This is a genomic window from Treponema bryantii (assembly GCF_900111035.1).
Classification (GTDB): domain Bacteria; phylum Spirochaetota; class Spirochaetia; order Treponematales; family Treponemataceae; genus Treponema_D; species Treponema_D bryantii_C.
In genome coordinates this window covers 506,298-531,765 of sequence record NZ_FOFU01000001.1, presented here as the reverse complement: position 1 = coordinate 531,765, position 25,468 = coordinate 506,298, and the positions used below count along the sequence as shown (strand labels likewise).

The 25,468-nt window shown below is 38.8% G+C and carries 32 protein-coding genes and 1 tRNA gene; all 33 read left to right on the top strand.

Features of this window, described 5'->3' with window-relative positions; genetic code table 11:
• The first annotated feature begins 13 nt into the window (after nt 1–13).
• The 33 genes from BMY21_RS02450 (at nt 14) to BMY21_RS02290 (ending at nt 25,410) form a co-directional block, all read left to right on the top strand.
• Nucleotides 14–634, top strand: a complete 621-nt coding sequence (locus BMY21_RS02450) for a hypothetical protein (RefSeq protein ID WP_074640569.1) — start codon at nt 14–16, stop codon at nt 632–634.
• The gene (locus BMY21_RS02445) at nt 631–1,287 is read left to right on the top strand and encodes a ParB N-terminal domain-containing protein (protein WP_074640567.1); all 657 of its coding nucleotides are present in this window, start codon (nt 631–633) and stop codon (nt 1,285–1,287) included. The genes BMY21_RS02450 and BMY21_RS02445 overlap by 4 nt, the downstream gene beginning before the upstream one ends.
• 1 nt (nt 1,288) lies before the next feature.
• Complete coding sequence (locus tag BMY21_RS02440) at nt 1,289–2,134, top strand: ParB N-terminal domain-containing protein (RefSeq protein ID WP_074640566.1); 846 nt, start codon at nt 1,289–1,291, stop codon at nt 2,132–2,134.
• A complete protein-coding gene (locus tag BMY21_RS02435; RefSeq protein ID WP_074640564.1) occupies nt 2,131–2,691 on the top strand; it encodes a methyltransferase domain-containing protein in 561 nt (186 codons plus the stop codon). Before BMY21_RS02440 ends, BMY21_RS02435 begins: the two co-directional genes overlap by 4 nt.
• The gene (locus BMY21_RS02430; RefSeq protein WP_074640562.1) at nt 2,688–3,821 is read left to right on the top strand and encodes a phosphoadenosine phosphosulfate reductase domain-containing protein; all 1,134 of its coding nucleotides are present in this window, start codon (nt 2,688–2,690) and stop codon (nt 3,819–3,821) included. Before BMY21_RS02435 ends, BMY21_RS02430 begins: the two co-directional genes overlap by 4 nt.
• Nucleotides 3,822–3,823: 2 nt before the next feature.
• On the top strand, nt 3,824–4,507 hold the full coding sequence (locus tag BMY21_RS02425) for an IbrB-like domain-containing protein (protein WP_083379641.1): 684 nt from the start codon (nt 3,824–3,826) through the stop codon (nt 4,505–4,507).
• Nucleotides 4,508–4,509: 2 nt separating this feature from the next.
• On the top strand, nt 4,510–5,109 hold the full coding sequence (locus tag BMY21_RS02420) for a hypothetical protein (RefSeq protein WP_074640558.1): 600 nt from the start codon (nt 4,510–4,512) through the stop codon (nt 5,107–5,109).
• Nucleotides 5,102–5,719 (top strand): class I SAM-dependent methyltransferase, encoded by a 618-nt coding sequence (locus BMY21_RS02415; RefSeq protein ID WP_074640554.1) that lies wholly within the window; start codon nt 5,102–5,104, stop codon nt 5,717–5,719. The genes BMY21_RS02420 and BMY21_RS02415 overlap by 8 nt, the downstream gene beginning before the upstream one ends.
• Nucleotides 5,720–5,754: 35 nt before the next feature.
• Nucleotides 5,755–6,120 carry a terminase small subunit-like protein gene (locus BMY21_RS02410; protein WP_074640551.1) on the top strand — a complete coding sequence of 122 codons (366 nt, stop codon included), beginning with the start codon at nt 5,755–5,757 and terminating at the stop codon, nt 6,118–6,120.
• Nucleotides 6,110–7,393 (top strand): PBSX family phage terminase large subunit, encoded by a 1,284-nt coding sequence (locus tag BMY21_RS02405; protein WP_074640547.1) that lies wholly within the window; start codon nt 6,110–6,112, stop codon nt 7,391–7,393. Before BMY21_RS02410 ends, BMY21_RS02405 begins: the two co-directional genes overlap by 11 nt.
• Nucleotides 7,394–7,433: 40 nt before the next feature.
• A complete protein-coding gene (locus tag BMY21_RS02400; RefSeq protein WP_074640543.1) occupies nt 7,434–8,822 on the top strand; it encodes a DUF4055 domain-containing protein in 1,389 nt (462 codons plus the stop codon).
• On the top strand, nt 8,822–9,757 hold the full coding sequence (locus BMY21_RS02395; protein WP_074640539.1) for a stealth family protein: 936 nt from the start codon (nt 8,822–8,824) through the stop codon (nt 9,755–9,757). The genes BMY21_RS02400 and BMY21_RS02395 overlap by 1 nt, the downstream gene beginning before the upstream one ends.
• Nucleotides 9,747–10,202 carry an S-ribosylhomocysteine lyase gene (locus BMY21_RS02390; protein ID WP_074640535.1) on the top strand — a complete coding sequence of 152 codons (456 nt, stop codon included), beginning with the start codon at nt 9,747–9,749 and terminating at the stop codon, nt 10,200–10,202. The genes BMY21_RS02395 and BMY21_RS02390 overlap by 11 nt, the downstream gene beginning before the upstream one ends.
• On the top strand, nt 10,199–10,378 hold the full coding sequence (locus BMY21_RS02385) for a hypothetical protein (protein WP_074640531.1): 180 nt from the start codon (nt 10,199–10,201) through the stop codon (nt 10,376–10,378). Before BMY21_RS02390 ends, BMY21_RS02385 begins: the two co-directional genes overlap by 4 nt.
• Nucleotides 10,371–12,194, top strand: coding sequence for a structural protein (locus BMY21_RS02380; RefSeq protein WP_074640527.1), 1,824 nt, complete (start codon nt 10,371–10,373; stop codon nt 12,192–12,194). Before BMY21_RS02385 ends, BMY21_RS02380 begins: the two co-directional genes overlap by 8 nt.
• Complete coding sequence (locus tag BMY21_RS02375; protein WP_074640525.1) at nt 12,181–12,408, top strand: hypothetical protein; 228 nt, start codon at nt 12,181–12,183, stop codon at nt 12,406–12,408. Before BMY21_RS02380 ends, BMY21_RS02375 begins: the two co-directional genes overlap by 14 nt.
• Before the next feature lie 267 nt (nt 12,409–12,675).
• On the top strand, nt 12,676–13,674 hold the full coding sequence (locus tag BMY21_RS02370) for a hypothetical protein (RefSeq protein ID WP_074640523.1): 999 nt from the start codon (nt 12,676–12,678) through the stop codon (nt 13,672–13,674).
• Nucleotides 13,675–13,847: 173 nt separating this feature from the next.
• Nucleotides 13,848–14,582: a hypothetical protein gene (locus BMY21_RS02365; RefSeq protein WP_074640521.1), complete on the top strand. Its 735-nt coding sequence runs from the start codon at nt 13,848–13,850 to the stop codon at nt 14,580–14,582.
• Nucleotides 14,583–14,650: 68 nt separating this feature from the next.
• A complete protein-coding gene (locus BMY21_RS02360) occupies nt 14,651–15,745 on the top strand; it encodes a major capsid protein (protein ID WP_083379640.1) in 1,095 nt (364 codons plus the stop codon).
• Nucleotides 15,746–15,785: 40 nt separating this feature from the next.
• On the top strand, nt 15,786–15,959 hold the full coding sequence (locus tag BMY21_RS15745; protein ID WP_177177695.1) for a hypothetical protein: 174 nt from the start codon (nt 15,786–15,788) through the stop codon (nt 15,957–15,959).
• Between the two features lie 15 nt (nt 15,960–15,974).
• Nucleotides 15,975–16,493, top strand: a complete 519-nt coding sequence (locus tag BMY21_RS02355; RefSeq protein ID WP_074640517.1) for a DnaT-like ssDNA-binding protein — start codon at nt 15,975–15,977, stop codon at nt 16,491–16,493.
• 2 nt (nt 16,494–16,495) lie between these two features.
• Nucleotides 16,496–16,939, top strand: a complete 444-nt coding sequence (locus BMY21_RS02350) for a hypothetical protein (RefSeq protein WP_074640514.1) — start codon at nt 16,496–16,498, stop codon at nt 16,937–16,939.
• Nucleotides 16,940–16,942: 3 nt separating this feature from the next.
• Nucleotides 16,943–17,290 carry a hypothetical protein gene (locus BMY21_RS02345; protein WP_074640512.1) on the top strand — a complete coding sequence of 116 codons (348 nt, stop codon included), beginning with the start codon at nt 16,943–16,945 and terminating at the stop codon, nt 17,288–17,290.
• A gap of 174 nt (nt 17,291–17,464) precedes the next feature.
• Entirely contained in the window at nt 17,465–17,899 is a 435-nt protein-coding gene (locus BMY21_RS02340; RefSeq protein ID WP_074640510.1) for an HK97 gp10 family phage protein, read from the top strand.
• Nucleotides 17,896–18,345, top strand: coding sequence for a phage tail terminator-like protein (locus BMY21_RS02335; protein WP_074640508.1), 450 nt, complete (start codon nt 17,896–17,898; stop codon nt 18,343–18,345). Before BMY21_RS02340 ends, BMY21_RS02335 begins: the two co-directional genes overlap by 4 nt.
• A 57-nt stretch (nt 18,346–18,402) precedes the next feature.
• On the top strand, nt 18,403–19,605 hold the full coding sequence (locus BMY21_RS02330) for a phage tail tube protein (RefSeq protein ID WP_074640506.1): 1,203 nt from the start codon (nt 18,403–18,405) through the stop codon (nt 19,603–19,605).
• Between the two features lie 149 nt (nt 19,606–19,754).
• Nucleotides 19,755–19,827: transfer RNA gene (locus tag BMY21_RS02325), tRNA-OTHER, on the top strand.
• A gap of 190 nt (nt 19,828–20,017) precedes the next feature.
• Complete coding sequence (locus BMY21_RS02320) at nt 20,018–20,233, top strand: hypothetical protein (RefSeq protein ID WP_074640504.1); 216 nt, start codon at nt 20,018–20,020, stop codon at nt 20,231–20,233.
• A gap of 85 nt (nt 20,234–20,318) precedes the next feature.
• Nucleotides 20,319–20,756, top strand: coding sequence for a hypothetical protein (locus BMY21_RS02315; RefSeq protein WP_074640502.1), 438 nt, complete (start codon nt 20,319–20,321; stop codon nt 20,754–20,756).
• 472 nt (nt 20,757–21,228) lie between these two features.
• Nucleotides 21,229–24,204 carry a hypothetical protein gene (locus BMY21_RS02305; RefSeq protein ID WP_074640497.1) on the top strand — a complete coding sequence of 992 codons (2,976 nt, stop codon included), beginning with the start codon at nt 21,229–21,231 and terminating at the stop codon, nt 24,202–24,204.
• Nucleotides 24,204–24,557, top strand: coding sequence for a hypothetical protein (locus BMY21_RS02300; protein ID WP_074640495.1), 354 nt, complete (start codon nt 24,204–24,206; stop codon nt 24,555–24,557). The genes BMY21_RS02305 and BMY21_RS02300 overlap by 1 nt, the downstream gene beginning before the upstream one ends.
• On the top strand, nt 24,554–25,033 hold the full coding sequence (locus tag BMY21_RS02295) for a hypothetical protein (protein WP_074640493.1): 480 nt from the start codon (nt 24,554–24,556) through the stop codon (nt 25,031–25,033). Before BMY21_RS02300 ends, BMY21_RS02295 begins: the two co-directional genes overlap by 4 nt.
• Nucleotides 25,015–25,410, top strand: coding sequence for an NlpC/P60 family protein (locus BMY21_RS02290; protein ID WP_074640490.1), 396 nt, complete (start codon nt 25,015–25,017; stop codon nt 25,408–25,410). The genes BMY21_RS02295 and BMY21_RS02290 overlap by 19 nt, the downstream gene beginning before the upstream one ends.
• Nucleotides 25,411–25,468: the final 58 nt, after the last annotated feature.

Sequence of the window (25,468 nt, the reverse complement as noted above, 5' to 3'; positions counted from 1 at the left end):
TTTCGGGTGGAAAATGAAGTTTGTAATTCGCAAAGTTCCAGAAAGAAATACGTCATACCTTGAACGATTGTTATATCAACCAATTATTGTAAATGACGTAAATCATAATGGTTGCATTTGGAGTTTTCTGAAAGCAATTGAATTGGCGGACGATGATGCCGTATATATTCAAGACGATATTCTCCTTTGCAAAGATTTTATGGGAAAGTGCAGAGCCGTGGTGAAACAACACCCCGACAATGTAATCGTATTTTCAACGCCATTCCTTAAAGGGAAAACAGAGTACAATGGTGATAAAATAATTGATAAAGAAGGTTTTTACCCTGCAAAAGAGGCGGGGTGGATGTTGTGTACATACATTCCAAAAAAGATTTCGCAAGGTTTTTTGGAGTTCTTTCTTACTGATGAATGTAAAACAGTAAGTGCTTATAACAAATATATGAAAATGCAAGCCGATGATTTGTTCTTTAGAAGATTTCTTGAACGTTACGGCTATGACAGTATATTTGTTACTGTTCCTAATCTTGCGGGGCACGAAGAAAACAAGAGCGTAGTTTGTGGAAGTCGCCCAATACGAATTAGTCCAATGTTTGATTATGATAATGCAGAAAAGAAAAGGGAGCATGAAAAATGAAAATAGCAATTACTTGTAGTACAGGCGATTTTCTTGACCTTCATCAACTTACTAAGTTTCAGGGAAAGTTGAAGTTCCGTGATGAACAGGATGTTGATAAAGTAAAGAAATCAATTATTAAGTATGGATTCAGTTTCCCGTTCTTCGTTTGGAAGAATAAGAATTGGAATTACATTCTTGATGGACACGGAAGAGAGTTGGCATTAAATGAACTCGAAAAAGAAGGATATGAAATCCCACCGCTTCCAGTAGTTTATATCACAGCCGAAAATGACAATGATGCAAAAGAAAAATTGCTTCGTATTAACTCGCGTTTTGGTGATATTACAAACAATTCTTTTGTTCAGTTCTCTAAGGGTATGAACTTTGATTTCAAATCAATCGATATCCGTTTTGAACAGGAACTTAAGGAAATTAAGCCAGTAGTTGTCAAAGAGCCTATTAAGACAACTATCGACCATATGCCTACATTTGCAGATTCTTCTCCGTCAGAGGCTACAATCAACGAGTACAATGATTGGATTCAAGAAAAGGTTGAAAACGACCGCAAGGCAATTGCAAGTCAGTTGTGTTCATTTAAGTGTCCTTGTTGTGGCAAGACAATGAGTATAAAAAGGGATGACCTTTTAATGAAGATTGGTGGAGGTTGGTAGAATGAAACCTATTCTTAATAAGTGTAAAACAAAAGATACATTGACATTGGCTGAAATTACAGCGTTTGCATCAGATATAAAAAACAGAACAAGCCACGATATTGAGCGACTTAAGGATTCAATGAAAGAGAATGGATTCCTTTTTCCGATTTTTGTTTGGAAAAACCACAATGTTATTCTTGATGGAAAGGCTCGTTATCTTGCTCTTAAGCAGTTGAAAGATGAAGGATTTATCCTTGATAACATTCCAGTTGTTTTTGTTGATGCAAAAGATGAAGAAGAGGCAAAAGAGAAGGTTTTACAGGTAAACTCTCGTTATGGAAAGATTACCGAAGGTTCTCTGAACTTCTTCGCAAAAGACTGTAAAATTAACTTGAACGACCTTAATATTCATATGGATAAAATTAACTTCTCTTTTGAATCCAAGGGAGATTTGGTTCGCAAGGGTAATGCAATGGTTATTGGCGGATCTGCACCGCAGACATCTGTACCACCAATTCAGCCAAGTATGCCTTCATCATCTCTGCAGATTGGTGGAAGTGTTTCTCAACATCCAACAGAAGATATATTCAAAGGAAATGACGGTAGCGTAGAACAAACTTGGGCTGATTCACAGCAGAGCATGGAAACACCACAGTTCGGAGAATCATTCGAAACCGCTTCTGAAACCGCAGAGCCATCACCATTTGAGATTTTTGAGCCAGAAGAAGGTGTGACATCAGAAGAAGTAACAACCGTTCAAAATCCTTCTACACCAACAACAGACAAAGTGCCATTCACTTGTCCATTCTGCTATTCACAGTTTGAACTTACAATGGAACAGATACAGGAGATTTTAGCACAGTGAAAGCAGATTATGACGAAATAGCAGATAACTACGACAACTTTTTTTCATCTGCAAAGTACAGAGAAGAGGATTATGAAGTTGCAAAAAAAGTTCCTGCAAATGGAAAGGTTCTTGACATTGGTTGCGGAACAGGACTTTTGATTGATTTGTATAAATACAAAAAAGTTCCAGAGTTCGCCTATGATTACAATGGTGTAGACCCTTGTTTTAAGATGTTGAAAAAACTTATTCTTAAATATGGTGATAAAAAATGTCAGTGTTGTAAGTTTGAAGAAATGGATATGTCTGAAAAATATGACACTATCGTAAGCCTTTACAACAGTCCATCTTATATCAAACCAAGAGCAATAACCAAAATTAAGAATATAGCAAATAATGGCGCGGAAGTGTTTTTGATGTTTGCCAAAGATGGCTATACACCAATTGCACATTCGCTTGGACACAATAAGATTAAGATTTACGGATTTTCTGCATATAAGAAGTATCTCCGCAAATTATCTAAGAACTTCTCTTATGAGGAGTTTAATAATTATGTAATAGTGAGTGGCAAATTATGAAAATCTATATGGAAGAGAACGTTTTTGACGCTGCCATTAAACGCATCAATAGAATCTTCGATGATTTCGAAAATATTGTTGTATCGTTTTCTGGCGGAAAGGATTCAACTGTAGTTCTCGAATTGTGCCTTGCCGTAGCAAGACAGAGAAACAGACTTCCTCTCAAAGTACTGTTCATAGACCAGGAAATCGAGTGGCAACACACCGTAGATTATGTCCGTCGTGTTATGAGCAGACCAGAAGTAGAGCCTATTTGGTTGCAGATGCCTATGAAAATCTTCAATGCTACAAGTCACGATTCTGAATGGCTTTGGTGTTGGGAAGAGGGCGGAAAATGGATGCGTGAAAAAGAGCCTTGTGCTATTAAGGAAAATACCTTTGGTACTATGCGATTCCACGAAATATTTGGTGCTGTACAAGCAAAAATGTTTGAGGGTAAAGACTGTGCCAATATCGGTGGTGTCCGCGGAGAAGAAACTCCAAAGCGTGTATTGGCTTGTACATCACGCAGATGTTGGAAAGACATCACATATGGACATATCGACAAGTGGGAAGAGAACTGTGCAAAAGTAACGTTCTATCCTCTGTACGATTGGTCTTACCGAGATATTTGGAAGTTTATTTTTGACAACAAGTGCGACTATAACGGAATCTATAATTTTATGTATGCAAAAGGTGTACCGATGCCAAAAATGCGTGTTTCTAACCTCAACCACGAAACCGCACTTAAATCGCTTTCGTATTTACAGGAACTTGAGCCTGACACTTGGAACAAGGCAGTAGAAAGACTTCACGGAGTAAACACTGAAAAACACTGTTCTATCGCACGATGTGTTCCCGAAACTTATCCTTCTATGTTCAGTGGTTGGAATGAATATGTACTTTATCTTATCGACCACCTCGTAAAAGAAGAACATCGACTTGCTTTCAGAAACAAGTACCTTAAACTTATGCTTGATTTTGAAGGACACCCAGAGATTGACGGTTTTGCACAGACTTTCGTAAAGTGCATACTTCTTGATGATTACTATTTCACAACAATTGAGAATGTTTATACAAACCCTAAGTATCGTGCTTGGTTGCGTGAAAAACATAAGGTAATCATAAACGAAAATAAGAAAGGAGAATAAGAATGAGTGTAAAAGATGATATTACTAAACTTGTAAATGGAAGTAAGGACAAGGTTGCCGTAATCAACGAGATCCGCAAGGTTTGTGCTGAACTGTCAGAATACAAATCACAGCCTATTGATAACGTAATATGGGTGCCAATCGAAAAGGTAACTCCAAATGACTACAATCCTAACTCTGTTGCAAAGAAGGAAATGCAGTTATTGTATATCTCAATTAAAGAAGATGGGTATACACAGCCAGTAGTTACCGTATACGATAAAGAAAAGGATAAGTATGTAATTGTTGACGGATTCCACCGCTATTTCGTTTGTAAAACACAGAAGGACATCCTCGAGCGCAATCACGGTTGTTTGCCTATCGTAGTTCTCAATAAAACAATGAACGAACGTATGGCTGCCACAGTCCGCCATAATAGAGCAAGAGGAAGCCACGCCGTAACAGGTATGAGTAACCTTGTATTCAATATGTTACAGAATGGATGGTCTGACGCAGATATCTGTAAAGAACTTGGAATGGAGAAAGAGGAGATTGTAAAACTTAAGTATGTAACAGGCTTTGCAAAACTCTTCGAAAAAGCACAGTACGGACAGTCTTGGAAAACAGAAAAACAGATCCAAGAGGAAAAGCACTATGGCGAAATCTATGAGAACACAGATGAATACAAGTGGACAGGAAGGAAGTAAGTATGAATATCGAATATAAAGTATTATGTACTGAAAACAATCAGCAGAGAATCGACAATGTGGCTATTATGAAATCACAGTTGCCTCCGCTGAATGTTATTATGAGTGGCAGAGAAGGGTTGTTTGAGCGTTTTGTAAACATCTTCAAAACTGATGCTGACGGAGTAGTATTACTCGAAGATGACGTACAGTTGTGTAAGAACTTTCAGACACGCTGTGAAGAACTTATTGCATCTCGCCCGAATGAAGTAATCTCTATGTTCGAATCAGCTTGTTCACGCACTGCACTGCATTCAGAATATCGCGCAGGAAGCCGTTATCAATGGAATCAGTGCAATTACTTCCCAAAGGCAGTATGTGATGAAATTATCAAGCCAGAAAATGTTGCACAATTCCGTGAATGGTATAAAACTAAGTATTCAGTATGGACATATCCTTCTGATACTTATATTGGCTACGTTCTTGGTAAAATGAAACTCAAATATTGGATGCAAGTACCGTTCTTGGTACAGCATTTGGATTTCAAATCTACTCTCGGTCCACGACCAACAAACAGGCAGAGTAAGTTTTTTATTGATGATGTGGAGGCACAAAATGATTAAGGAAATAGGACGCCATAAGGTAAGATGTGGAGATATATTCGATAACCTCGATGAACTCTATGGTGATAAGAAAATAGACATCTTTTATTCAGATCCACCTTGGGGAAATCTTGAGTTTTGGCAGACTTTGAATAACAAGATGACGGGCGCAGAAAAGAAGAAAACAGACCTTCTTAAGTTCTTACAGAGATTCTTCGATGTCGCAGTAAAGTATACTAAAGATGACGCACCAATCTTCGTAGAATACGGAATTAAGTGGAATCAGCAGTTGGTAGAGATTGCTATGTGTCACGGTCTTAAACAGGAGGCTCAAATCGAAATGATGTACGGCTCGCCCGCAAGACCTATGATACTCAACGTATTCTCTAAGACAGGTAATCTCAATCTTACATTCGACTATCGTCAGAAGGTATATCACACAAAAGGTTACAAGTCTCTATTGGAAGCACTTGAACCATTCGCAAAGGAAGGTATGACAATCACTGACCCTTGCTGTGGTTTAGGATATACCGCAAGATATGCAATTGAACACGGACTGTCATTCTATGGTAATGAACTGAACCAAGGACGCTTGGACAGAACAATTGAGAAACTTGAGAAGAGTGTATAAATTATCTGACACCTATAAAGAGTAAGGAGGCAAAAATGGCAAGATTAAGTACTTATAAGAAAGAATATGCTGAACAACTCCCTGCTATGTTCGAAAACGGTGAATCTGTAATTGAAGTATGTGCAAATATGGGAATCTCAAGAGATACCTTCTACAGATGGTGTAAAGAGCATAAACGCTTTAATGAAGCATATCAGAGAGGTTTGGAACTGTCAGAGGCTTGGTGGGAGAAACTTGGAAGAGCAGGTTCTTTGGGAACACAGAAGATAAATGCAGTTACTTGGATATTCAATATGAAGAACAGATTTAAGTGGAGCGACAGAACACAGATTGAATCAGAAAGTGCAATATCTATTACAAGTCCGATGTTCGTTGATGATATAGGGAAAGATGGAGAATGAGCGAAGGGTCGTAAAACTCTCTGATGTAGTCGGTGGAGGTTATGACGAGTTTTGGAACTTCAAAGGTCGCTACCGAGTGGTAAAAGGCAGTCGAGGAAGTAAGAAATCCTGTACGACTGCCCTTTGGTATATATACAAGATGATGGAGTTCTATCACAAGTACGGACTCAAGCCGAATGTTCTCGTTATCCGAAAGCACGTATACCTTAATAAACAGTCTACAAGAGCCCAGTTGATATGGGCTATGGAGCAGTTAGGAGTACGTCATCTTTGGAAAGTAATGAAGGGAAGTTACACCCTTACATATAAGCCGAGTGGACAGAAAATATACTTCCGAGGTATGGACGATGTAATGGGTATTACCTCTATCGTTGCCGATGAAGGACAGTTGTGTTGGGTGTGGTTTGAAGAGGCATACCAAGTAAACAGTGAAGCAGATTTCAACAAGATTGATATGTCTATTCGTGGTGAATTACCCGCGCCGTTGTTTAAGCAGATAACGCTTACATTCAACCCTTGGAGTGATAGACATTGGCTTAAGAAACGATTCTTTGACTTCAAGCACGATGATATCCTTGCACTTACAACCAATTATAAATGTAACGAGTTCTTGGGTGATGATGACCGTGCGTTGTTTGAACTTATGAAAACACAGAATCCGCGCCGTTATCGCATTGAAGGACTCGGTGATTGGGGTGTTGCAGACGGACTTGTTTATGACAATTGGGAAGTAAAAGAGTTTAATATTCAAGAGGTATTAAGACAGCCAATTAAATTTGTTTCTTGCAATGGTATGGATTTCGGTTATAATGACCCTACAGCTTTTGTTGGTGCGTATTGTGATACGTTCAACAAGATTATATATATTTATTATGAGTTCTATGCAGTAACAATGGAAAACTCTGCTATTGCAAGAGAGTTGATTGCTGCGGGATTCAGAAATGCGATGATTTCGGGAGATAGTGAAGATCCTCGAACAATCAATGAGTTGAAGAAACTTGGGTTGGTTGGACTTCATGGCTGTCGTAAGGGAAGTGGTTCTGTGCTTGGAGGTATACAAAAACTACAGGACTATCACATTGTAATACATAGCAAAAACTGTCCGAATACTATCGAAGCGTTCTCTAACTATTGTTGGAAACGAGATAGCAAGACAGATTGCGTAACAAATAACCCTGAACACGCTTTCTCTCATATTCCAGACGCTTTACGATATGGTTGTGAAGATTTGGATAGAGTAAGAATGTCACAGGGAAGGGTAATAGGTATCTAGGAGGAAGCCAAGCAGTATTCAGAATTGTTGTAGTTCTTATATGAAGTTCATTAAGAAGTGGGAGAAATGTCGCGATGCAGTTGGTGGTGAAACTTACATCAAGTATCGCAAGGAACGTTATCTTCCAAGAGCATCGGGAATGGATGATGCTGACTACAATGCTTACATAATGAGGGCGCAGTTCTTCAACGCAACAGGAAGAACACTTGATGGCTTAAGCGGTATGATAAACCGTAAGCCTATCATCACACAGATTCCAGACGGATTTGAAAAGTATCTTGAAAACGTAGACGGAAAAGGTCACTCACTTAATCAGTTCTGTTCTGAAACAGTAAAGGACTTTCTTACTACTGCATGGGGTGGTGTATTAGTTGATATGCCAAAAATGGAGAATGTAAGAAGTCAGAAAGATTTTGAGGATGCAAATCTTTCTGCGTATATGACCTATTACAAGGCAGAGTCCATCATCAATTGGCATTGGGCTAGTGACGGTAGAAAGCAGTATCTTGACTTTGTTATCTTCCGAGAGAAAACAGAGGTTGTAAAGGCAGATTTTACCCTTGAACAGAGGAACAATTACCGTGTATGCAAGATTGACGAGAACGGCTACTATGTACAGATTCTCTACAATGACAGAGATGTAGTAATCGACAAAGTAGAGCCAAAAATCAAAGGTAAGAGATTCAATTACATCCCATTCTATTTCCTATCAACATCAGATTATCCACAAGAGCCTATTCTTGAGGACTTAATCAACGTAAACCTTTCTCACTATCGCAAGTCAGCAGACTACGAAAATGGTTTGCATTGGACAGGCGTTCCTACACCTTGGACACAGGGAGCAGATGTTCCAACTGTATTGGTAAATGGAGTAGAAGTTGCTTCAGAACCTCTTAAACTTGGTGGTTCAGTTGTTCAAAATCTTCCAGCAGGTGCAAGTATGCAATATCTTGAGTTCAGCGGTAGCGGATGTAATCAGTTGGCAAATGCAATGAACGCTGATGAAGAGCGTATGGCTATCCTTGGAGCAAGGATTATCTCACAGGAGCGTAAAGGAGTAGAATCTGCAGAAACTGCACGAATCCACAGAGCAGGTGAGAACTCTATCCTTGCTGATATTGCGAACAACTTCTCAATCGTATTCACCAAGTTATTGAAGATTTATCTTGAATGGTCATCTAGCAAGGAAGTTCCAGAAGATAAACACCAAGTAATATTCAATACAGACTACGATGTTTCTGCACTCTCTGCAAGTGACCTTGCACAGTATGTCGCTGCTTGGCAACAGGGAGCAATCTCTAAGAAGACTATGTTCAGAAATCTCCAAGAAGGTGAGATTATTGCATCTGATAAGACATTCGAGGAAGAACAGGCAGAAATTGATGAGGAACAGAAGAGTAGGATTCCAATTCCAAATGAGGATGAGTAATGAATCGCATCGATGTTGTGTTTCCTTATGTGGATTGCAGAAAGGAACAGTGGCAGACTGATTGGCAGAAAGCCACAGGACGAGTTTATAACGATGATAAGCAACGTTATTATGCTGACGGTGAATTACTTCGTTATAAACTTCGTGCTACTGAACGATATATGCCGTGGGTACGAAAGGTATTTATCATTGTACACGATAAGACCCAAGTACCCGAATGGATGAATACAGAAACTGTTACAGTAGTTGAACATAAGGAGTTCATTCCAAAGGAATTTTTGCCTACGTTCAACTCTTGTGCAATAGAAATGTTCGTGCATCTGATTAAGGATTTATCCGAGTATTACATTTACTCGAATGATGACTTTTTGCCGAACGGAGTGCTGACGCCAGATGACTTCTTCTATGAAGATTATGACGGTTCAGTAAAAGCAAAGAACAAGTTGGAGATAATCAATATTGGTTCTCCAAAACAGCGTAAGGAACATTACTTTCAGATAGCACGTAACAGTTATGAGTTTGCGAGGAAACATTATCCGAGCAGATGTTTTAGGTTGATAGGAGATACGGAGTACCCACAAGTACCACATATCTCCGCGCCAATGATTAAGAGTTTTTGTAACTCTGTATATGAAAGATACAAAGATGAAATACTTGAATCAGTATCTAGTTTCAGAGAATACAAGAACTTTAATCAATATCTGTTTTCATTCTGTGCTATGGGCGCAGGAGTTTGTAAGACAGATTCAAAATACAGGCACAGATATTGTGCTACGACAAAACAAGACCTTCCTATGATAGTAAAGGTTTTGATAAATGAGGGTTACAGAGAGACTGTACTGAATGATAATTCAAAAACAGATTTCAGCGTTTATTCAGTAATCTACGAAGTATTAGGGAAGAAGTTTCCAAAAAGGAGTAAATATGAGTTATAAAGTGGAAAGTTTTAATTTGGATCACACAAAAGTGGAAGCACCTTATGTAAGATTGGCAAGTATGAAACGTCAAAACGGAGTTGTTGTAAGCAAGTATGACATAAGATTCTGCCAGCCAAATAAGGATTGTATGGGAACAGGAGAAATCCACACTCTTGAGCATCTTATGGCAGAAACTATTCGAGATGAGATTGGTGGAGTAATAGATTTGTCACCTATGGGTTGCCGTACAGGGTTTTATTTCATCTGTTATGGAGAATATACAGAGTATGACATTTACTGTGTATTCAGAAATGTTCTCGAGAAAGTTGCAGTATGGAATAAGGAGATCCCTGCTGTAAATGAAGTTGAATGTGGAAACTATCGTGACCATGACCTTAATGGAGCAAAGAAACGAGCCTCTGAATGGCTTGAAGGAACAGAAAAGAAGGGGTATCGCTGTTGAGTAAGGTTCTCTGTAAATCGTGCGAGAAGTGGGTAGATTGTACAAAAGACGACAATCTGCCAATAGGTTTTTGTTTGGTTGAGCCTTTATTCACCTATACAGAGAGAACTCTGTGTGGAGATTATGAACAAGGAAAGCCATTCACAGAAGAAGAGTGGGAGATGTGTAATGAATAAGTTAGAGAACGGTGTAATCAAGTACGCAATCGATTTTGAGAAGTATAAGAATGGTCAAGCCAACGAGATAATTAAGTTATTTGATGATGCTGATAAAGAAATTGCTAAGTATCTCAAGAGAACTTCCGAAGTATCTACCAAGAAACGTTACCATGATATTGCCAAGAAACTTAGAGAAGTGTCTAAGGAAGTTAAGAAAAATGTAGCAGACAATACAGACATCGATGGTCTTATAGATTACGAACTTAAGAAACAGAAACATCTTCTCGAACTCTCAAAGCCTTATATGCGGAGTATAAAGAAGGGTAACAAGGTCAACTTGATTTATCCAACAGTAGAACAGATAAAGACCGCAGTAATGTTCAAGCCAGTGACAGATGGATTTACTTATGACAGTTATCTGAATGGAATTGAAGACGGATTGTTTAATACTTGGGATTCCGCAGTAAGAGCAGGATATTTGACAGGTATGCCTACTGATGAGATTGTGAAGAATGTTATGGGCGGGCTTACACCTTCAAGTAAACTCAAAAAGCCAGGTGCTATAAACTCATTACGCAATTCAATATACGGTAACACTAGAACACTTCTTCAATCATTTGCAAATGAAACACGAAACAGAGTATTTGAGGAAAACGAGCAGTATTTTGGAGACGGAGAAACAGAGTATAAATATGAATACCTCGCAACATTGGATTCAAGAACTTGTATTGTATGTGGCAACGATGATGGGAAATTATTCAAGAGTCTCAAGGACGCACCATTACTTCCAAGGCATCGTGGATGTCGCTGTATTATCATTCCTTACTTCTACATCGAGGGAGAAACAAGAGCCTCAAAAGACGGATACGTTGAAAGAGTAACCTTCAATGATTGGCTCGGAAAACAGGACGAGGAAACGCAGAAGGAAGTGCTTGGTAAAACAAGGTATGAGCTATACAAGAGAGACAAGAATGTTGGACAGTTTATTGATGACGGAAAAACAATATCTCTTAAGACTATGAGTTCAAGGATTGGTGGTGTAATCAATGGTGGTAAAGTTGGTAAACTTATGTCTGAATTAAGTGACAAGAAAGTTGAACAACTGACTAACAAACTAAAAGTATTTGCCGAAGAAGTTGTGATTCCGAGCGACACAGAAGTTGATGTTGTAAAGAGGACAATAGATGAATACACAAGATTGCAGAGTAAATATCCTATTCCTGTAATTAAGTCAATCGAGTTTAAGTCACTTCCGAAGGGAGAAACAGGAAAGACTTATGGAGATATTTTGTATATTGAAAAGCAGATGTCGAAAAAAATTACTCCAACTCCGAGCGAATGGGCAGTAATGTGTAAGAGTGATATAGAACATTATAAGAAACAGATTGCATATTGTGATGAGCATATCAAAGAACCTCTTATGAAGTTACAAAAGGAATATTTTACGGATCTTCTACGTGAAGCAGAATACAAGAGTAAGTTCATGCGTGGTAATGTTGGTTATAGACAATTAAGTGTTGAATCTACAGTTACTCACGAATATGGTCATTTGTTATCAGATTTCCGAATTGGTCTTAACAACTTTGGATATTTTACTAGAGGGAAAACAAAACAGCAAATTGCTTCAATGCTTGAAGAAGTTGGTAAAGTAAATGATATGTTCAAATCTCTAAAAGATACTGCTGTTATGAAGAATCTTATATCAGAATACGGTAATAGAAACGCATTTGAATTTTTTGCAGAAGTGTTTACAATGTATAGGATGGGTATTGAAAAACTTCCAACTGATATAGTCAAGATGATTGAAGGAGTTATTTATTATGAAACAAAGTGAACTCAAGGCAAAAATAGATAATCAGATTGGGGAAATAAAGAACAGCCTCAAGCAGTATGAAGAAACAGGAATCAAATCATCTTGTTATGACGTAGAGAAGGATAATCTGCCAAAATTAGAAAGATTGTCAGAGGCATTGGAAATTGAATTACCACAGAGTTTTGTTGATTGTTACGAGATTGGTTGGAATCAGATAAACAATCATATTTCATAAATTGCGCTTGTTTATAATACAAGTGTGTCTTATAATTCAAATTAAATGGAGGTAGCCCAAGCATACGAAACGGTGTTGATTTAGGCTCAATTGAATCGGTAGGCGGAAGTGGAAATAGCCAAGAAAACTTCCAGTTGTATAGTGCAGATATATCAAAGTTGCCAACAGATTGCAGTGCAGGAAGTTCTGCTTTTGTTTTGGACACAGGCGATTTGTATGTATTCCACGGTCAGAGTAAGACTTGGAATCCACTATAGGAGATGACTTATGAATAATGTTGCATTAGCAGGTTTCTTAAAGAAACAGATACAGAAATATGAAGGCGGTGCGGATCTCGAAAGTAATAAGAGTGTCAGCATTACAACGAACGGTACAACAGTAGTTCAGCCAAGTACAGGGAAGGATGGAATGGAAAGGGTTACTGTTACAACCGCTGTACCGCTCCCAGTACACGAAACAAATAAAACTGCCACAATTGACGTTTCAGAATATGTATCACCAGTAGAAATTACTCCGTCTGCAAACAAGGATGTAATGGATAAAGCCACGGTAACATTGGCAGGAATCCCTGTACTTGAATCAAACAAGACAGCAACAATTGATGTATCACAGTACAGTGAACCTATTGAGATTACTCCTTCTGCAAATAAAGACGCTATGGAGAAAACCACTATAACGCTTGAAAATATTCCAAGCGGAGGAAGTGGAGACCTTGCTACACTGTACTGTTGGTCAAGTTCTGGCGGATATGTTGTTTACACAACGAGTCCTACACCTTCTGTTGATGATACTGTTATTATATGTTCAGGTGAGGGCGGAATACCTTGTCCACCAACTATGGACTATAAAGTTGTTACTTATGAAGATGATGCAATCACTATTGATGAACCTTCTCTTGATGACGTTACTTTTGATAGATATTCAGAAGGTGACATTCCATTAAGTCCAAGTCCTAGTGGTGGTACTGCTACTGCGTATGCTTGGAAAGTAGTAAACAGTGAATACCCCGAAGAATTTACTTATAGTTATCTATCGGCAGATATTTCACCTACTGATAGAACTGAAGCATCTACTACCAAAATGCTTATGGGAGATATAATCACAGGCTCAGGCAGTATAGGAACCCTTATTATGGACGATTATGCATATACACGTGTTTCAGAAACCGAATTTGAAATAAGTTGGGAACGAGATGAAACCACAATTACTTTAGCATATACACGTGATTCTACAAAAGATTTTACTCTGTGGCAGATATCAGAATAGGAGAAAAAACTATTTAAAGGCGGATGTAAAAGTCCGCCTCTTTTATTCTTCGCACGTGCGAACTATTGACAAATGAAATATGTGGATTTATTATTGTAGGTAGAAATGAAGAATTGCCACAGGCATAGGCAAAGCCGAAAAATCATATCTTATCCTAATGGGAGAAAAAATCTATGTTAAATGAAGAGTTTCTGACGGGATTGTTGGGAAACGAGGAAGTGTCTGCTGAAGATAAAATTAAGCAGATTCTTGCCGAACACGAGGCTGATACTAATGCGGCTACAGTCGGATTGGTAAAAAAGCGTGATGAATTGTTGGGAAAAGAGCAGAAGTTCAAAGAACAGATTGCTAGTTTCGAAACAGAGAAGAGTGGGTACGAATCTAAGATTGCCGAACTGAATGGATTGCTTGAAAAAGCAACTGCAGGCGACAAGAAAGCAGAGGAGTATTACAACACTAAACTTGCTGAAATGCAGACCAAGTTCGATGGTGACATCGAGGAAATTACAAAACAGCGTGATTACTACTTGGCACAGCACATTTCATCACTTGAGGAAAAGGCATTTGAGAAAGGGCTTGAAGGACTTGAGTTCGTCCCTGGTCTCAAAGAAGGTTTCATTGCTCGTATTCGAATGTTGAACAGCTTCGAACCGACAGAAGTAGACGGTGGTATTAAGTTCCTTAACAAGGACAATCGTTCTGTTGAGGATGTTATTAAGGCATTCAGTATGACACCAGAAGGTAAAGCCTATATTGCAAACACTTCTACAGGAGGCGGAGCAAGGGGTGATACAGGCGTTCAGTCGGGTGCTAAAACAATGACCCGTGAAGAGTTCAGTAAGATGCAGGCTGAAAATCCAACCGCAGTACAGGACTTCTTTAGAAAGGGTGGAAAAATCGAAGGGTAAACCTTCAATAAAAGGAGACGCTAAGCGCACACGAATTAGACTCGGTAATTCCAGTATTTTATGAAGCATTGAATAAGGTAAATGCAGAGCCAATCGGTATGATTCCTGCAACTATCATCAGTGCAAAGGCAAGTTCTGTTAAGAAAGGACAGATGGTTGAAATCCCAATTACTCCTATGGGAGATAACGAGGATATCAGAGAAGGTGTAACTCCTACAGCAGACCTCGATACAATCGAGACAGTAGGTGTAACAATCCAGAAGATCCGTCGTGGTAAGCCTATCGTTTGGACAGGAGAAGGCGAGGCTGGCGTTAGTGGTTCTGGTATGCTTGACCCAATTCAGGTTGAACAGTATGCACAGAGAATCCGCGGACTTCGTAATGAAATGGAAGCAGACGCTTGTGAAGAGGCAGTTATCTCTGCTGTAAACGAGGGAAGTGTACTTGGTACAATTGGTACAAATCCATTTGCATCAAACACAAGCATTCTTACAGATGCTCTTAAGAACCTCGAAGATGTTGGTGCTCCTCTTGGAGAATTACAGGCTATCCTTAATACAACATCTGGTCGTAACCTCCGCAATATTGAACACTTGCAGAAGGTTAATGAAGCAGGTACAGGAGACCTTCTCCGCCGTGGTATTCTTGGTGATTTGTTCGGATTCACAATCCGCGAATCAGCAGGTATGCGTCACGCAAAGGGTACTGCAAGTGGCTACCTTGTAAACGGTGGAGCATCAGAAGGTGCAACACAGGTTACAATGGACACAGGTGAAGGTACATTCAAGAAGGGTGACCTTGTTAAGTTCGGTTCTGACACAACTCTCTATGCTGTTGCAGAAGATGTTGCTACAGGTGGAACAACTCTTAAACTGCAGACTGCTCTTAAAGCAGACGTTGCTAATGATGCTGCAATCACTGTACAGAATTACGCTCCAAACAGCGTATTCTCTCGTGGTTCTATCATTATGGCAAGCCGTGTTCCATTCGTACCAAGTAAGGGAGATAATGCACTTGACCGTGCAATTATCACAGACCCACTTACAGGTATTCCATACGAACTTGCTGTTTGGGGTGCTCCATATCAGACAACCGTTACAATCGGTACTGCTTGGGGATTCAAGAATATTAAGCCAGAGAACTCTATCGCACTTCTCGGCTAGCTTTCCGACCGTCTCGAAAGAGGCGGTCTAGGAGTTTTTAATGGCAACAGTAAAGATGTTCAAAGGCAATATTATTGCCGACATTTATGATTCACCTGAAACTATCGCAACGGCTAAAGCACAGGGGTACAACTTCGTAGAAGATGAACCAAAGGCAAAGAAAGACGAAGCAGAAGGTGAATCAAAATCACAGGCTAAAACAAAACGCCAGTAGAAAGAGGACTGAAAAATGATTGTTGAAGATGGAACAGGAAAATATAACGCAGATAGTTATGTAACTGTCGAGTTTGCAAATGATTATTTTTCAGACCGTGGCGTTACAGGGTGGGATTCTCTTACAAACAGTAAGAAAGAACAGTCTTTAATCCGTGCTACTGACTTCATAGATAACATCTATCAGTGGTACGGAAAAAAGGCTCACACAGAACAGTCTTTAAGATTCCCAAGAATTGAACTTAAAGATTATGAAGGGCAGGATGTTGTTGGAGTTCCAACTTGTCTTAAACAGGCAGTATGTGACGCCGCAATTCTTGTATCAAAAGGTACTGAATTATTTCAAACAAAGAATGAGAATGGTGATGTTACATCAGAAACAATCACCACACTTTCATTTACTTACGCAAAGAGTGATAAATCCGAAGCGATTGCAAGTACCACACTCTATGATTCAATCAATACAAAATTAAGAGGCTTGTTTAGAGACGGTTCTAAACATTCTATTATTAGTGGTAAGGTACAGAGGGTATAGATATGGGAAGATGGATAACCGTAAAAGGTACTCACGTATATATAAAAGATGGTGAATCAGTAGCACAGGCTTTCCACAGAGAAACTGGTAAGGATATTAACGAAGGAAACAAAGCTCCAACAGCAAGTGAAATCGTTGAACAATACAAACAGGGGAAAATAAAAAGCCAGGCACAGGTAGAGAATGTGATTTCAAAACTTCCAGACTTGAGTGCAAAGTATGACTTTGTAAATAGAGAAAGTTCTACTAAAGGAAGTTTAGTAGTTGTAAACGGAAGAACAACTCGTTTGAAAGAGTATACTTCTAAAACCGAATATGGAACAATGGCAAAAGTTGGTAAGAAATATCTTCTCATTCCAAACAATGCTAACCTTACAGTAAAAGATGTTACTGATATTAGAAGTGTTATGTTCGACCATGACAGAAAGTTCAAGGGAAAGAAATAGCCTATGGACTATACCAAGTATGCAAACAAGGCATATTCCAAACTTGATAAGTACGGAAGTGCCATAAAAATAAAGCGTTCGGGTAATAAAATATACGACAAGACTACGAACACATATACAGACGGCGGAGAAGAGTTTTCGGGAGTAGCGATTCAGAGAAGTTTCTCTATTAAAGACATAGACGGAACAAACGTAAAATACGGTGATGCTCTGTTTATGGCGCAGTTACCAAAAAGACCTGTAACAAATGATACAGTAAATTTTGGTGGCAGAAATTATACAGTACTTAATGCAGACCCTATGAATGTAGACGGTTCTGTAGATATATTCGTGATGATTCACGCGAGGTAATATGAGTGGCAAACAGGCTAGACAAGTAAGAAAGTAGATGAACGAGATTGCAAGTAATTATGCAGTCAGCAAGAAGAAGGTTGCCGAAGATTTGGCAAGAGAACTTCTGAACAGTTCGTTCAAATACCGATTCTTATTTGCTATGAAGATATTATTTCATAGGAGAAAGAAATAATGGGTAGTTGGTCTATGGATTTGAAAAAATATGCAAAGGCGAAAGAAGTGGAAATAAAAGAAGTCCGCAAGTCTTATGCGTTTGCTCTGTACAGTTCCATAGTCCGAAAGACACCAGTTGATACTGGTCGTGCAAGGGGAAATTGGCAGGTAACTGTCGGAAGTCCTGCGAGTGGAAAGGTTGAGGAGAAAAGAAAAAGTCCAAAACCAAAGAGTCAGATGCCAGATCCGCAAGGAGATGAATCTATATTTATAACCAACAATCTTGAGTATATCGAGAAGTTGGAATACGGCGGTTATCCAAATCCACCTAAAAATGGAAGTGGAAAGACTGTGGGAGGTTATTCGAAGCAAGCTCCAAACGGAATGATTGGTGTTACCCTTGCGAATAACGAGAATATATTTAATGCCGCGGTTAGGAGCGTGAAGAAATGACAGAGTTAGATATACAAGAAAAGTTATTTGACCATTTCAAAACTCTTAATGCTTTTAGCGGTATTGAATACTTGGTTTTGAAAAACGACAACAGTGGAGATTACGAGAACGTACATTTCCCAAATGGAGTGTTTTCAGAGCCAGAAGATAAACGTTGGTTTGACTTAACCTTCTTAAGCAACGAACCGTCTGACTCTTCAATCGTTGCTATTGGCGGATCACAGTATCGGTTTACAGGAGTTATGTATGTCGATATTTATTCGCCAGAAGATGTTAAGGAATACGAAGTATCTGAAAAGTACCGTTGGATAGCAAAGTTATTCAATGATGCTGAAATAGAGTATGTAGACATAATGAGGGTTTACATATCAACAAAAGGAAGTGTTGGCGACAGTTATCGGTTGCAAGTTGCAATTGATTGGGAAGCCGATATTGATAAGGAGTAGCAAAGCAGTAACGCTATTACAAACAAAATTAAGACTTATTTTACAACCTATCTTGGTTTGATTACTTCGGGAAGTGGTGCAATTGCACTTACTCCAAGACGTGTATCAGACAATTCGGTTGCAGGAACATCGGAAGAAATCGCATCAGATATTATTCTGCCTGATTCACGTATTCCTTCAACCCCAGAAGTCGGCACAGAATCAAATGCTGGTGATATTGGAACAGAATGGAATGTAGACGGTGAACAGGATGATTTGTTCGCGGGTGCTTTCTGTAACGATTGGACAACACCAAACAACGGAAAAAGTTCACTTACTCTTGGTGATGCTGTAAAGGCTTTCTTAATGGTTAAGAAATATCCACAGACACCGCTTGCTTGGCAGATGTACACAAAAATGTATGTAAACCAACTCACAATGGACTTTGCGACTGATGCCTTTGTAAAACTGACTTGGAATCTTATGGGTTCTAATAACCCTAAGAAAGTATTTTCCGAGCCTACTTCTTATGATAACAGAACTGTTACTTATGGAAGTGCAAATACAGGAAAATCATTCCTTACAAAGAAAGGTTGGTTGAAATACGGTGATACTACATCATCACTTGTGGCTGTTCGTCAGTCACCAAGTATGAATATCACAATCAACAACAACCTCGAAAGAACACCTGCTCTGTTTGAAGAAGAATCAATTGAGAACTCTCTTGGAGACTTCGTAATTGAAGGAACATTCGATGTTTATAACGTTGATGAACTCGGACATGAGATTTACAACGATGCAGTAGACGGAAAGGACAAGGTATTACAGGTAAAGGTAGAAAGAACAGTTGGAGAAATAACTTACTCTTACACACTTACTTTGAACGTTCACCTTGGTGCTCCAACAGAAAGCAAGAACGGAAACAAATTGCAGTTCTCTGTTCCATTCAAGGTAAACAGTGCTACTGACTTGAAACTTGAGAAAGACGTTGTGACTGCTGAAACACCAGTAGATGCTGAAACACCAACTTTCACAAATGAGTTGGAAGATACTACTGATGAAACATCAGTAACACTTGACGGTACTGCAACAGTAACAGACGGTGGAACAATCAGTTATCAGTGGTACAAGGATAATGTTGCAATCAGCGAAGCAGACGATGCTACTTACACAGCAACAGAAAGCGGTGTTTACAAGGTTGTTGCTACAAATACAAATGCTTCTGCTACAGGAAGTACAACAGCAAGTGCAAACCAGAGTTGTACAGTAACTATTGAATAAAGGTTGAACGGCTCGCCTTAATGAGCCGTTTCTAAGACTTGATTTGTGAAAATCCGAATGGGTCGTAGCAAGTTTGATATGTCGAATCTATCGGCTGATTAAACCGAATGGCTTTTGTGAGTGCAGTCTATATAAAAACTCTCCTACATCGCGGAGTGAAGCAGTTGGTAGCTTAGGTGGGCGCTTGCCACAATGTCGGGGGTTCGAATCCCTCCTCCGCTATTTCTACAGTTTTCAAGTTCTGTAGGTGGAAGTGCATAGTGTAGTCGAGGCTCTCTATCCTCGATGCTCGGTGCTAAGTCCGAGAACTTCCATAGAACCACAAGGTTCTGGTCATATAAAACTCATAATGGCAAATCGGAAAGACGGTTGGCATTGGACAGACAGAATCTCATTTTAGGAGGAGATTAAAATGACAAAGAATGTATTTGATTTGATTACAGCAATTGTAACAGGTCTTGAAGTTATCTCTGACGGTATCTTTGCTTATCTTGGAGTAACAGGAAAACTTGACCCAAAGACATCAACAGCAATTGCAGGTTCAGTAACCATTCTTGGTGGTGCTGTACTTGGTATTTGTGCTCGCTTTATTCCAGACGGTGAGCAGAAAAAACTTGAAAAGAAATAAGTCTGTATAAGCCCATATCTTGTGTATAACGCATCTTATGGGCGAGTATAATGTAAAATCATTAAATTGGAGGAAACAAGCGTATATGGCAGATTTAAGCGCATTTGCAACAAAAGACAATGCTGATGAAGGTGTAGTAATTCCCGTAAAACTCGAAGGAAGAAAACTTCCTATTGCAGTAAAAGTTTACGGCGGAGATTCGGATGTAGTACAGGAGTATGAAAACGCAAAACTTAGAAAGTTCGGATTTGGCAAAAAAGATAAAGACGGACTTGATGATGACGATGTAACTGAACTTTTGACCAGCATTGAAGGTGCTCTTATTCGTATTGGCGGAGTTTGGACATACGATTGGGATAAGAAAGACGTAACTGATGAACCAATTGTTCTCAATGGAAAAACAATTGGTTGTGATAAAAAATCGTATACATATCTTCTTGAAAAGATTCCTGCTCTTAAAGAATGGGTAATCAAGACTTCTAACGAACGTTCTAATTTTTTATCGGAAGGGAAGGAGAACTAAAAGAGGCAATTGAGCAGTTTTTCTTCCTACATTATCCGACAGCACATCGAACAGCGAGTAATAGAACTGTTTTTAGAACCAATGCGGAAGATAGAAACGACTTAATACGAGATATAGGACAGGAATGTTTTGACGAATCTAGTGACTTCGATTACTTGAGAGAGCCAAATGTTCCTGTTTATTTTTTGTTCATATATAATTCGTTTCTTGAGATATACAACCATTGTCACGAAGTAATGACTTGGACAGATATTAACTCGTATGCTATAATTAGGAATATAAAGTTTAGGCAGATAGAAATAGACTTCATCTTGAAGTGTAACAATTGGGCGGACGCAAAAATCAAGCAAATGGAAGATGAAGCCGAAGAAGACATTCGTGTTGAGGAGGAAGCCAAAGCGCAAATGACATCAGTAGATTAGTTCTTGAGATAGATTCTAAGGGAGTAGTAAAGGCTACAGGCGATTTAGATATGTTCAACAAGACTGCAAGTAACTCTGAAAAGGTTACGGGTAATCTTGATGATGCGATGAGGGCGCTTAGCCCGTCTACTCTCGCGGCAGTTGCAGGTGTTACTTCACTTGTTGCAACTATTAAAGGAATGACTAGTGCGTTTAAGACCGCTATTGGTAACTTCTCACACTTCGAAGAACTTGAAATGGGTCTTACTACATTCTTCCACGATGCAGATGTAGGTAAAGCAAAGTTCGAGGAACTTCGAAAACTCTCTAATGAAACAACTTTCGGTGTTGATGAACTTACAGGTGCGTTTACACAGATGGCTAACGTCGGTGTAGATGTAGACACCATTAAAGATAAGTTGGTAATGCTCGGAAACGTTGTACAGGGAGACAAAAACAAGTTCGCGGATCTCGTAACTATCTATTCTAAAATCAACAGTACAGGAAAGGCATCTGCTATGCAGTTGCAACAGTTGGCTATGCGTGGCGTTCCTATCTATGATATGTTGAAGAAAATGGGCGTTACGGGAACTGCCACCGCAAAGGATATTACCAAGGCATTTAAGAATATGACTTCTGCCGTAGATGAAACCACAGGAAAAGCAGGTCAGTTCTATAATGCTATGGACAACATCAATAAAACTATCGAAGGTAAGGAAGGGTTCATTTCTGACTACTTTAAGGAAATGACTGTAAACTTTGCCGAAGTATCGGGAATTGCAGATGCTTACAAGGCTATCCTCGATGTCCTCAAAGAAAAGATAGGAAACCTCTCTGATAAATTACTTGAGTGGAATAGCAATCCTGTAATGAAAGCACTTCTACAAGGTGGACTTGTTGCGGTTATTTCTTCCCTTGTAACCGTAATCGGAGTTGGACTTGTTGGTGCAATAATCAAATTAAATACCGAGTTAAAGAAAACTGTAGTTCTTAAGGCAATTCTCAACCCTGCAACTTTAGCGTTGGCTGTTGGAGCAGGTGTAATTGCAGGAATAGCCGTTGCTGTAAAGTCTTATAAAAAGAGTACTGCGGAGGCTGCAGAAGAAACCGCAAAAATGGCGAAGGCTGTAGAAGATGCAAAAAAGGCAATGGGAACAGATTATAACTTACTGAATGTTGGAGTTAATAAGAATAATCGCAAACAGAATCTTCAAAATGAAACTGCTATTCTTGATGGGTATAAGAGCAATCTTGCTACTTTTAATGAAAAACTACAAGAGGCACACAAGAATGTAAGTTTGCTTGAAGAAAAAATGAGAAAAGATGGTGGTGGCGGACTTACAGGATATGAAAAGAAATTAAAGAAAGCACAAGAAGAAGTAAATAAATGGCAAGAAGCCGTTGCACATACAAATAGGTCGATAGAAGAACAGGCTCGTGTTGTTTCATTTTGGGAATCTCAAGTTGAGAAGTTCAATATCACCGAACTTAAAGACCAAGTTGATGAATTGTTTAATGGAACTATCTCTAAACACGAAAAAGAGAAAATTGCTCTTGAAGATAACGTTAAAACTGTACAGGCTTATGAGAAGAAATTAAAAGAACTCAATGGACAATTTGATAATGATGGAAATGTAATCAGTTATGCAAAGAATAAGCCAGAAATTGACAAGACGATTGAATATCTCAATAAGCAACTTAAAGAAGTAAAGATTAAAATTAAGCTTGAAAATCTCTCTGAATGGCAGAAAGTATTGCAAAATGCGATGGGATTCACTAACGAAGAAGTATATGATGGTGCTATTGAAAAAGGTGCTACTGCTGTTGCTAAATTCAAGGAAAAACTTGAAAAGGAAATGACAAATATGAAGTCATTCTCTGACGCAGGACTTATCAATATAAGCAAATTGGATCTCGCAGAACAGAAACTTGAGAAGATAAACTCTGTAATCAAAGCTATGCGTGATTCGGGATTGTGGGGTGCTGATGAGGGTACTACAAACAAGATGAAAGATTTGCAGTATAGCGCACAACAAGAGGCTACTATTGCTCAATTGGAATCATATAGAGAAGAACTTGCAATCCTCAAAGACCAGACAGGTGAGTTAAAGAAACAGGCTGAAATAAAGGCTCTTATGTCGGAAGGGTACACAGAAAACCAAGCCGAAGCACTTCTTTATTGGGAAAAGCAATTAACTGATGAGAAGAAAAAACAGTCTGATATTTGGGGTTATCTTGAAGGACAGGTTTCTGAATACTTTGAGAAAATCGGTATATCAAAAACTAATGCTGATTTATTTGCAAGTACTCTTATGGACATTGCAAAGACACAGATTCCAAATGCCTTGATAGACGGATTTACAGCAATCGGCGATGCTCTCGCAAAAGGAGCAAGCGTAGGAGACGCATTAAAGAAACAGTTTGCACAACTCGTTTCACAGATAACAAAGAGCCTCGCAATTACCTGTATTCAAGCAGGTGTCAACTTAATTGCACAGTCTGGTTGGGCAGGAGTGCCAGGCGCTCTCGCTTTATTTGCTCTTGGTGGAGCAAGTGGTATTGCATCGGGATTTATAAGTTCTCTTGCAGAGGGGTCATCAGAGGCAAATGAACAAGAGAAACAACTTGAACTTCTCAAAGAACTTAATCAGCAGTATAAAGACCTTGCAAAGGCAATTAAGGAACAGGAAGAGTATTATCTTAAGAAGAAATCTGAAATTAACGCATTTACTCTTAAAGATTATGTATCAAGAGCAACACCTGTAAATGATATGATAATTACACCAAAAGGTAATTTCAGTACTCATCCCGAAGATACTATTATTGCAACAAAGAATCCTGAAGGACTCGGCAAAGGTGCAGTAAAAGTTGTGGTAAACAACTATGCAAATACCGATGTTGATGTTCAGCAGAGAAATAATAATGGCGTAAATGAAATGCTCATTACAATCAGCAAGAAGATTGCGAGTGATGTTGCAAATGGTTTTAATGGTTGGGATAACGCTTTTGCAATGCAGAAACAGAGAGTAGACGGTAGGAGGTTATAATGGCACAGGCTTGGGATTCTCATGTAAATCAGTTGGCAAGAAGAGATACAACTTGGTCTGAAATAACAGGTTTTATCTCTGATGAAACATTAAGTGGTAAAACAAAAAGACGAATGGCTCACAGCCTTGCCAAAAGACCTTTTAGCGTAACGATGATTTTTACCTATGACGAATATCTGTATTTTAGTTATTGGTATAAGAATACAATTAAGTTCGGAACTCTGTCTTTTGAGTTTCCTAAGATTGACGGAAGTGGAAATGCTGAATACAGATTCACTTCTGACGGAGCACCGCAGTATTCTCAAACAAGTGGAAAACTTATAACTTGTACTATGGATTGGGAGGAAGTATGACAAGAACTGCAAAACTTTTAATGGAAAAGATGGTGATACAGGCTAAGTTTCCGTATCTCATTGAGATTACTTATACTGACAATGAAGGAAATGTAGTAATATATCGCTACGCAAACACTGATGAAGATGTAGTCTTTGAGGAACATACGTTCTTGGCAGGATTTTTCAAAATAAGTTTGCCAGAACAGACAAGCACAGGATTTACAGATGCTTCTATCAGTATTTCTTCCGTAGACCAGTTTTGGGTTGATAAGATCCGTTCTGCAAAAGTAAGAGCAACAATTAGATTTGTAGCCACAATTGAATATAATAATGGTTCTGATGTTATCGAACCGATTGAAGATATGGAGTTCATTCTTACAAATGCAGTTTTGAATGAAACAATTATTCAGTGGACTATGAAGTTTGATGATTTATTCGACATTAAAGTTCCTTATGATGTTTGTAATGATAGAGTATGTCCAGGACTAGTATAAATTACGAAAAAATAAAAGAATTAGTTGGATGTCCTTATAAAATCCACGGAAGAACCAAAGAAGGTTTTGATTGTTATGGAATTGATATTGAAGTTTACAAAATACACGGAATGTATCTTCCAGATGTAGACTATGACAATCCAGAACAGTACGAATCAGTTTTTCTTGAAATGATACAAAAAGTTAAATATGAAAAGTTGGCTTATCCGCAAGAATTGTGTATAATAGTAATCAAAATAATAAACGAACCCACACATACGGGAGTTTACCTTGAACACGGTTTATTTATCCACGCTACTAAAGAGGGTGTAAAAATTGAACCGTTGCATAGGTGGGAAAACAGAATAGAGGGGTACTACAAGCCAAGCAATTGTTGAAGTAATTAAGAATCCATTTGAGCCTAAATCAGAAGTCGTAAAAATCAGCACACCTCTC

Coding starts and splice junctions, on each gene's coding strand:
- BMY21_RS02450 (WP_074640569.1), top strand. CDS start 14: ATGAAGTTTGTAATTCGCAAAGTTCCAGAAAGAAATACGTCATACCTT.
- BMY21_RS02445 (WP_074640567.1), top strand. CDS start 631: ATGAAAATAGCAATTACTTGTAGTACAGGCGATTTTCTTGACCTTCAT.
- BMY21_RS02440 (WP_074640566.1), top strand. CDS start 1,289: ATGAAACCTATTCTTAATAAGTGTAAAACAAAAGATACATTGACATTG.
- BMY21_RS02430 (WP_074640562.1), top strand. CDS start 2,688: ATGAAAATCTATATGGAAGAGAACGTTTTTGACGCTGCCATTAAACGC.
- BMY21_RS02425 (WP_083379641.1), top strand. CDS start 3,824: ATGAGTGTAAAAGATGATATTACTAAACTTGTAAATGGAAGTAAGGAC.
- BMY21_RS02420 (WP_074640558.1), top strand. CDS start 4,510: ATGAATATCGAATATAAAGTATTATGTACTGAAAACAATCAGCAGAGA.
- BMY21_RS02415 (WP_074640554.1), top strand. CDS start 5,102: ATGATTAAGGAAATAGGACGCCATAAGGTAAGATGTGGAGATATATTC.
- BMY21_RS02410 (WP_074640551.1), top strand. CDS start 5,755: ATGGCAAGATTAAGTACTTATAAGAAAGAATATGCTGAACAACTCCCT.
- BMY21_RS02405 (WP_074640547.1), top strand. CDS start 6,110: ATGGAGAATGAGCGAAGGGTCGTAAAACTCTCTGATGTAGTCGGTGGA.
- BMY21_RS02400 (WP_074640543.1), top strand. CDS start 7,434: ATGAAGTTCATTAAGAAGTGGGAGAAATGTCGCGATGCAGTTGGTGGT.
- BMY21_RS02395 (WP_074640539.1), top strand. CDS start 8,822: ATGAATCGCATCGATGTTGTGTTTCCTTATGTGGATTGCAGAAAGGAA.
- BMY21_RS02390 (WP_074640535.1), top strand. CDS start 9,747: ATGAGTTATAAAGTGGAAAGTTTTAATTTGGATCACACAAAAGTGGAA.
- BMY21_RS02380 (WP_074640527.1), top strand. CDS start 10,371: ATGAATAAGTTAGAGAACGGTGTAATCAAGTACGCAATCGATTTTGAG.
- BMY21_RS02375 (WP_074640525.1), top strand. CDS start 12,181: ATGAAACAAAGTGAACTCAAGGCAAAAATAGATAATCAGATTGGGGAA.
- BMY21_RS02370 (WP_074640523.1), top strand. CDS start 12,676: ATGAATAATGTTGCATTAGCAGGTTTCTTAAAGAAACAGATACAGAAA.
- BMY21_RS02365 (WP_074640521.1), top strand. CDS start 13,848: ATGTTAAATGAAGAGTTTCTGACGGGATTGTTGGGAAACGAGGAAGTG.
- BMY21_RS15745 (WP_177177695.1), top strand. CDS start 15,786: ATGGCAACAGTAAAGATGTTCAAAGGCAATATTATTGCCGACATTTAT.
- BMY21_RS02355 (WP_074640517.1), top strand. CDS start 15,975: ATGATTGTTGAAGATGGAACAGGAAAATATAACGCAGATAGTTATGTA.
- BMY21_RS02350 (WP_074640514.1), top strand. CDS start 16,496: ATGGGAAGATGGATAACCGTAAAAGGTACTCACGTATATATAAAAGAT.
- BMY21_RS02345 (WP_074640512.1), top strand. CDS start 16,943: ATGGACTATACCAAGTATGCAAACAAGGCATATTCCAAACTTGATAAG.
- BMY21_RS02340 (WP_074640510.1), top strand. CDS start 17,465: ATGGGTAGTTGGTCTATGGATTTGAAAAAATATGCAAAGGCGAAAGAA.
- BMY21_RS02335 (WP_074640508.1), top strand. CDS start 17,896: ATGACAGAGTTAGATATACAAGAAAAGTTATTTGACCATTTCAAAACT.
- BMY21_RS02320 (WP_074640504.1), top strand. CDS start 20,018: ATGACAAAGAATGTATTTGATTTGATTACAGCAATTGTAACAGGTCTT.
- BMY21_RS02315 (WP_074640502.1), top strand. CDS start 20,319: ATGGCAGATTTAAGCGCATTTGCAACAAAAGACAATGCTGATGAAGGT.
- BMY21_RS02305 (WP_074640497.1), top strand. CDS start 21,229: ATGTTCAACAAGACTGCAAGTAACTCTGAAAAGGTTACGGGTAATCTT.
- BMY21_RS02300 (WP_074640495.1), top strand. CDS start 24,204: ATGGCACAGGCTTGGGATTCTCATGTAAATCAGTTGGCAAGAAGAGAT.
- BMY21_RS02295 (WP_074640493.1), top strand. CDS start 24,554: ATGACAAGAACTGCAAAACTTTTAATGGAAAAGATGGTGATACAGGCT.
- BMY21_RS02290 (WP_074640490.1), top strand. CDS start 25,015: ATGTCCAGGACTAGTATAAATTACGAAAAAATAAAAGAATTAGTTGGA.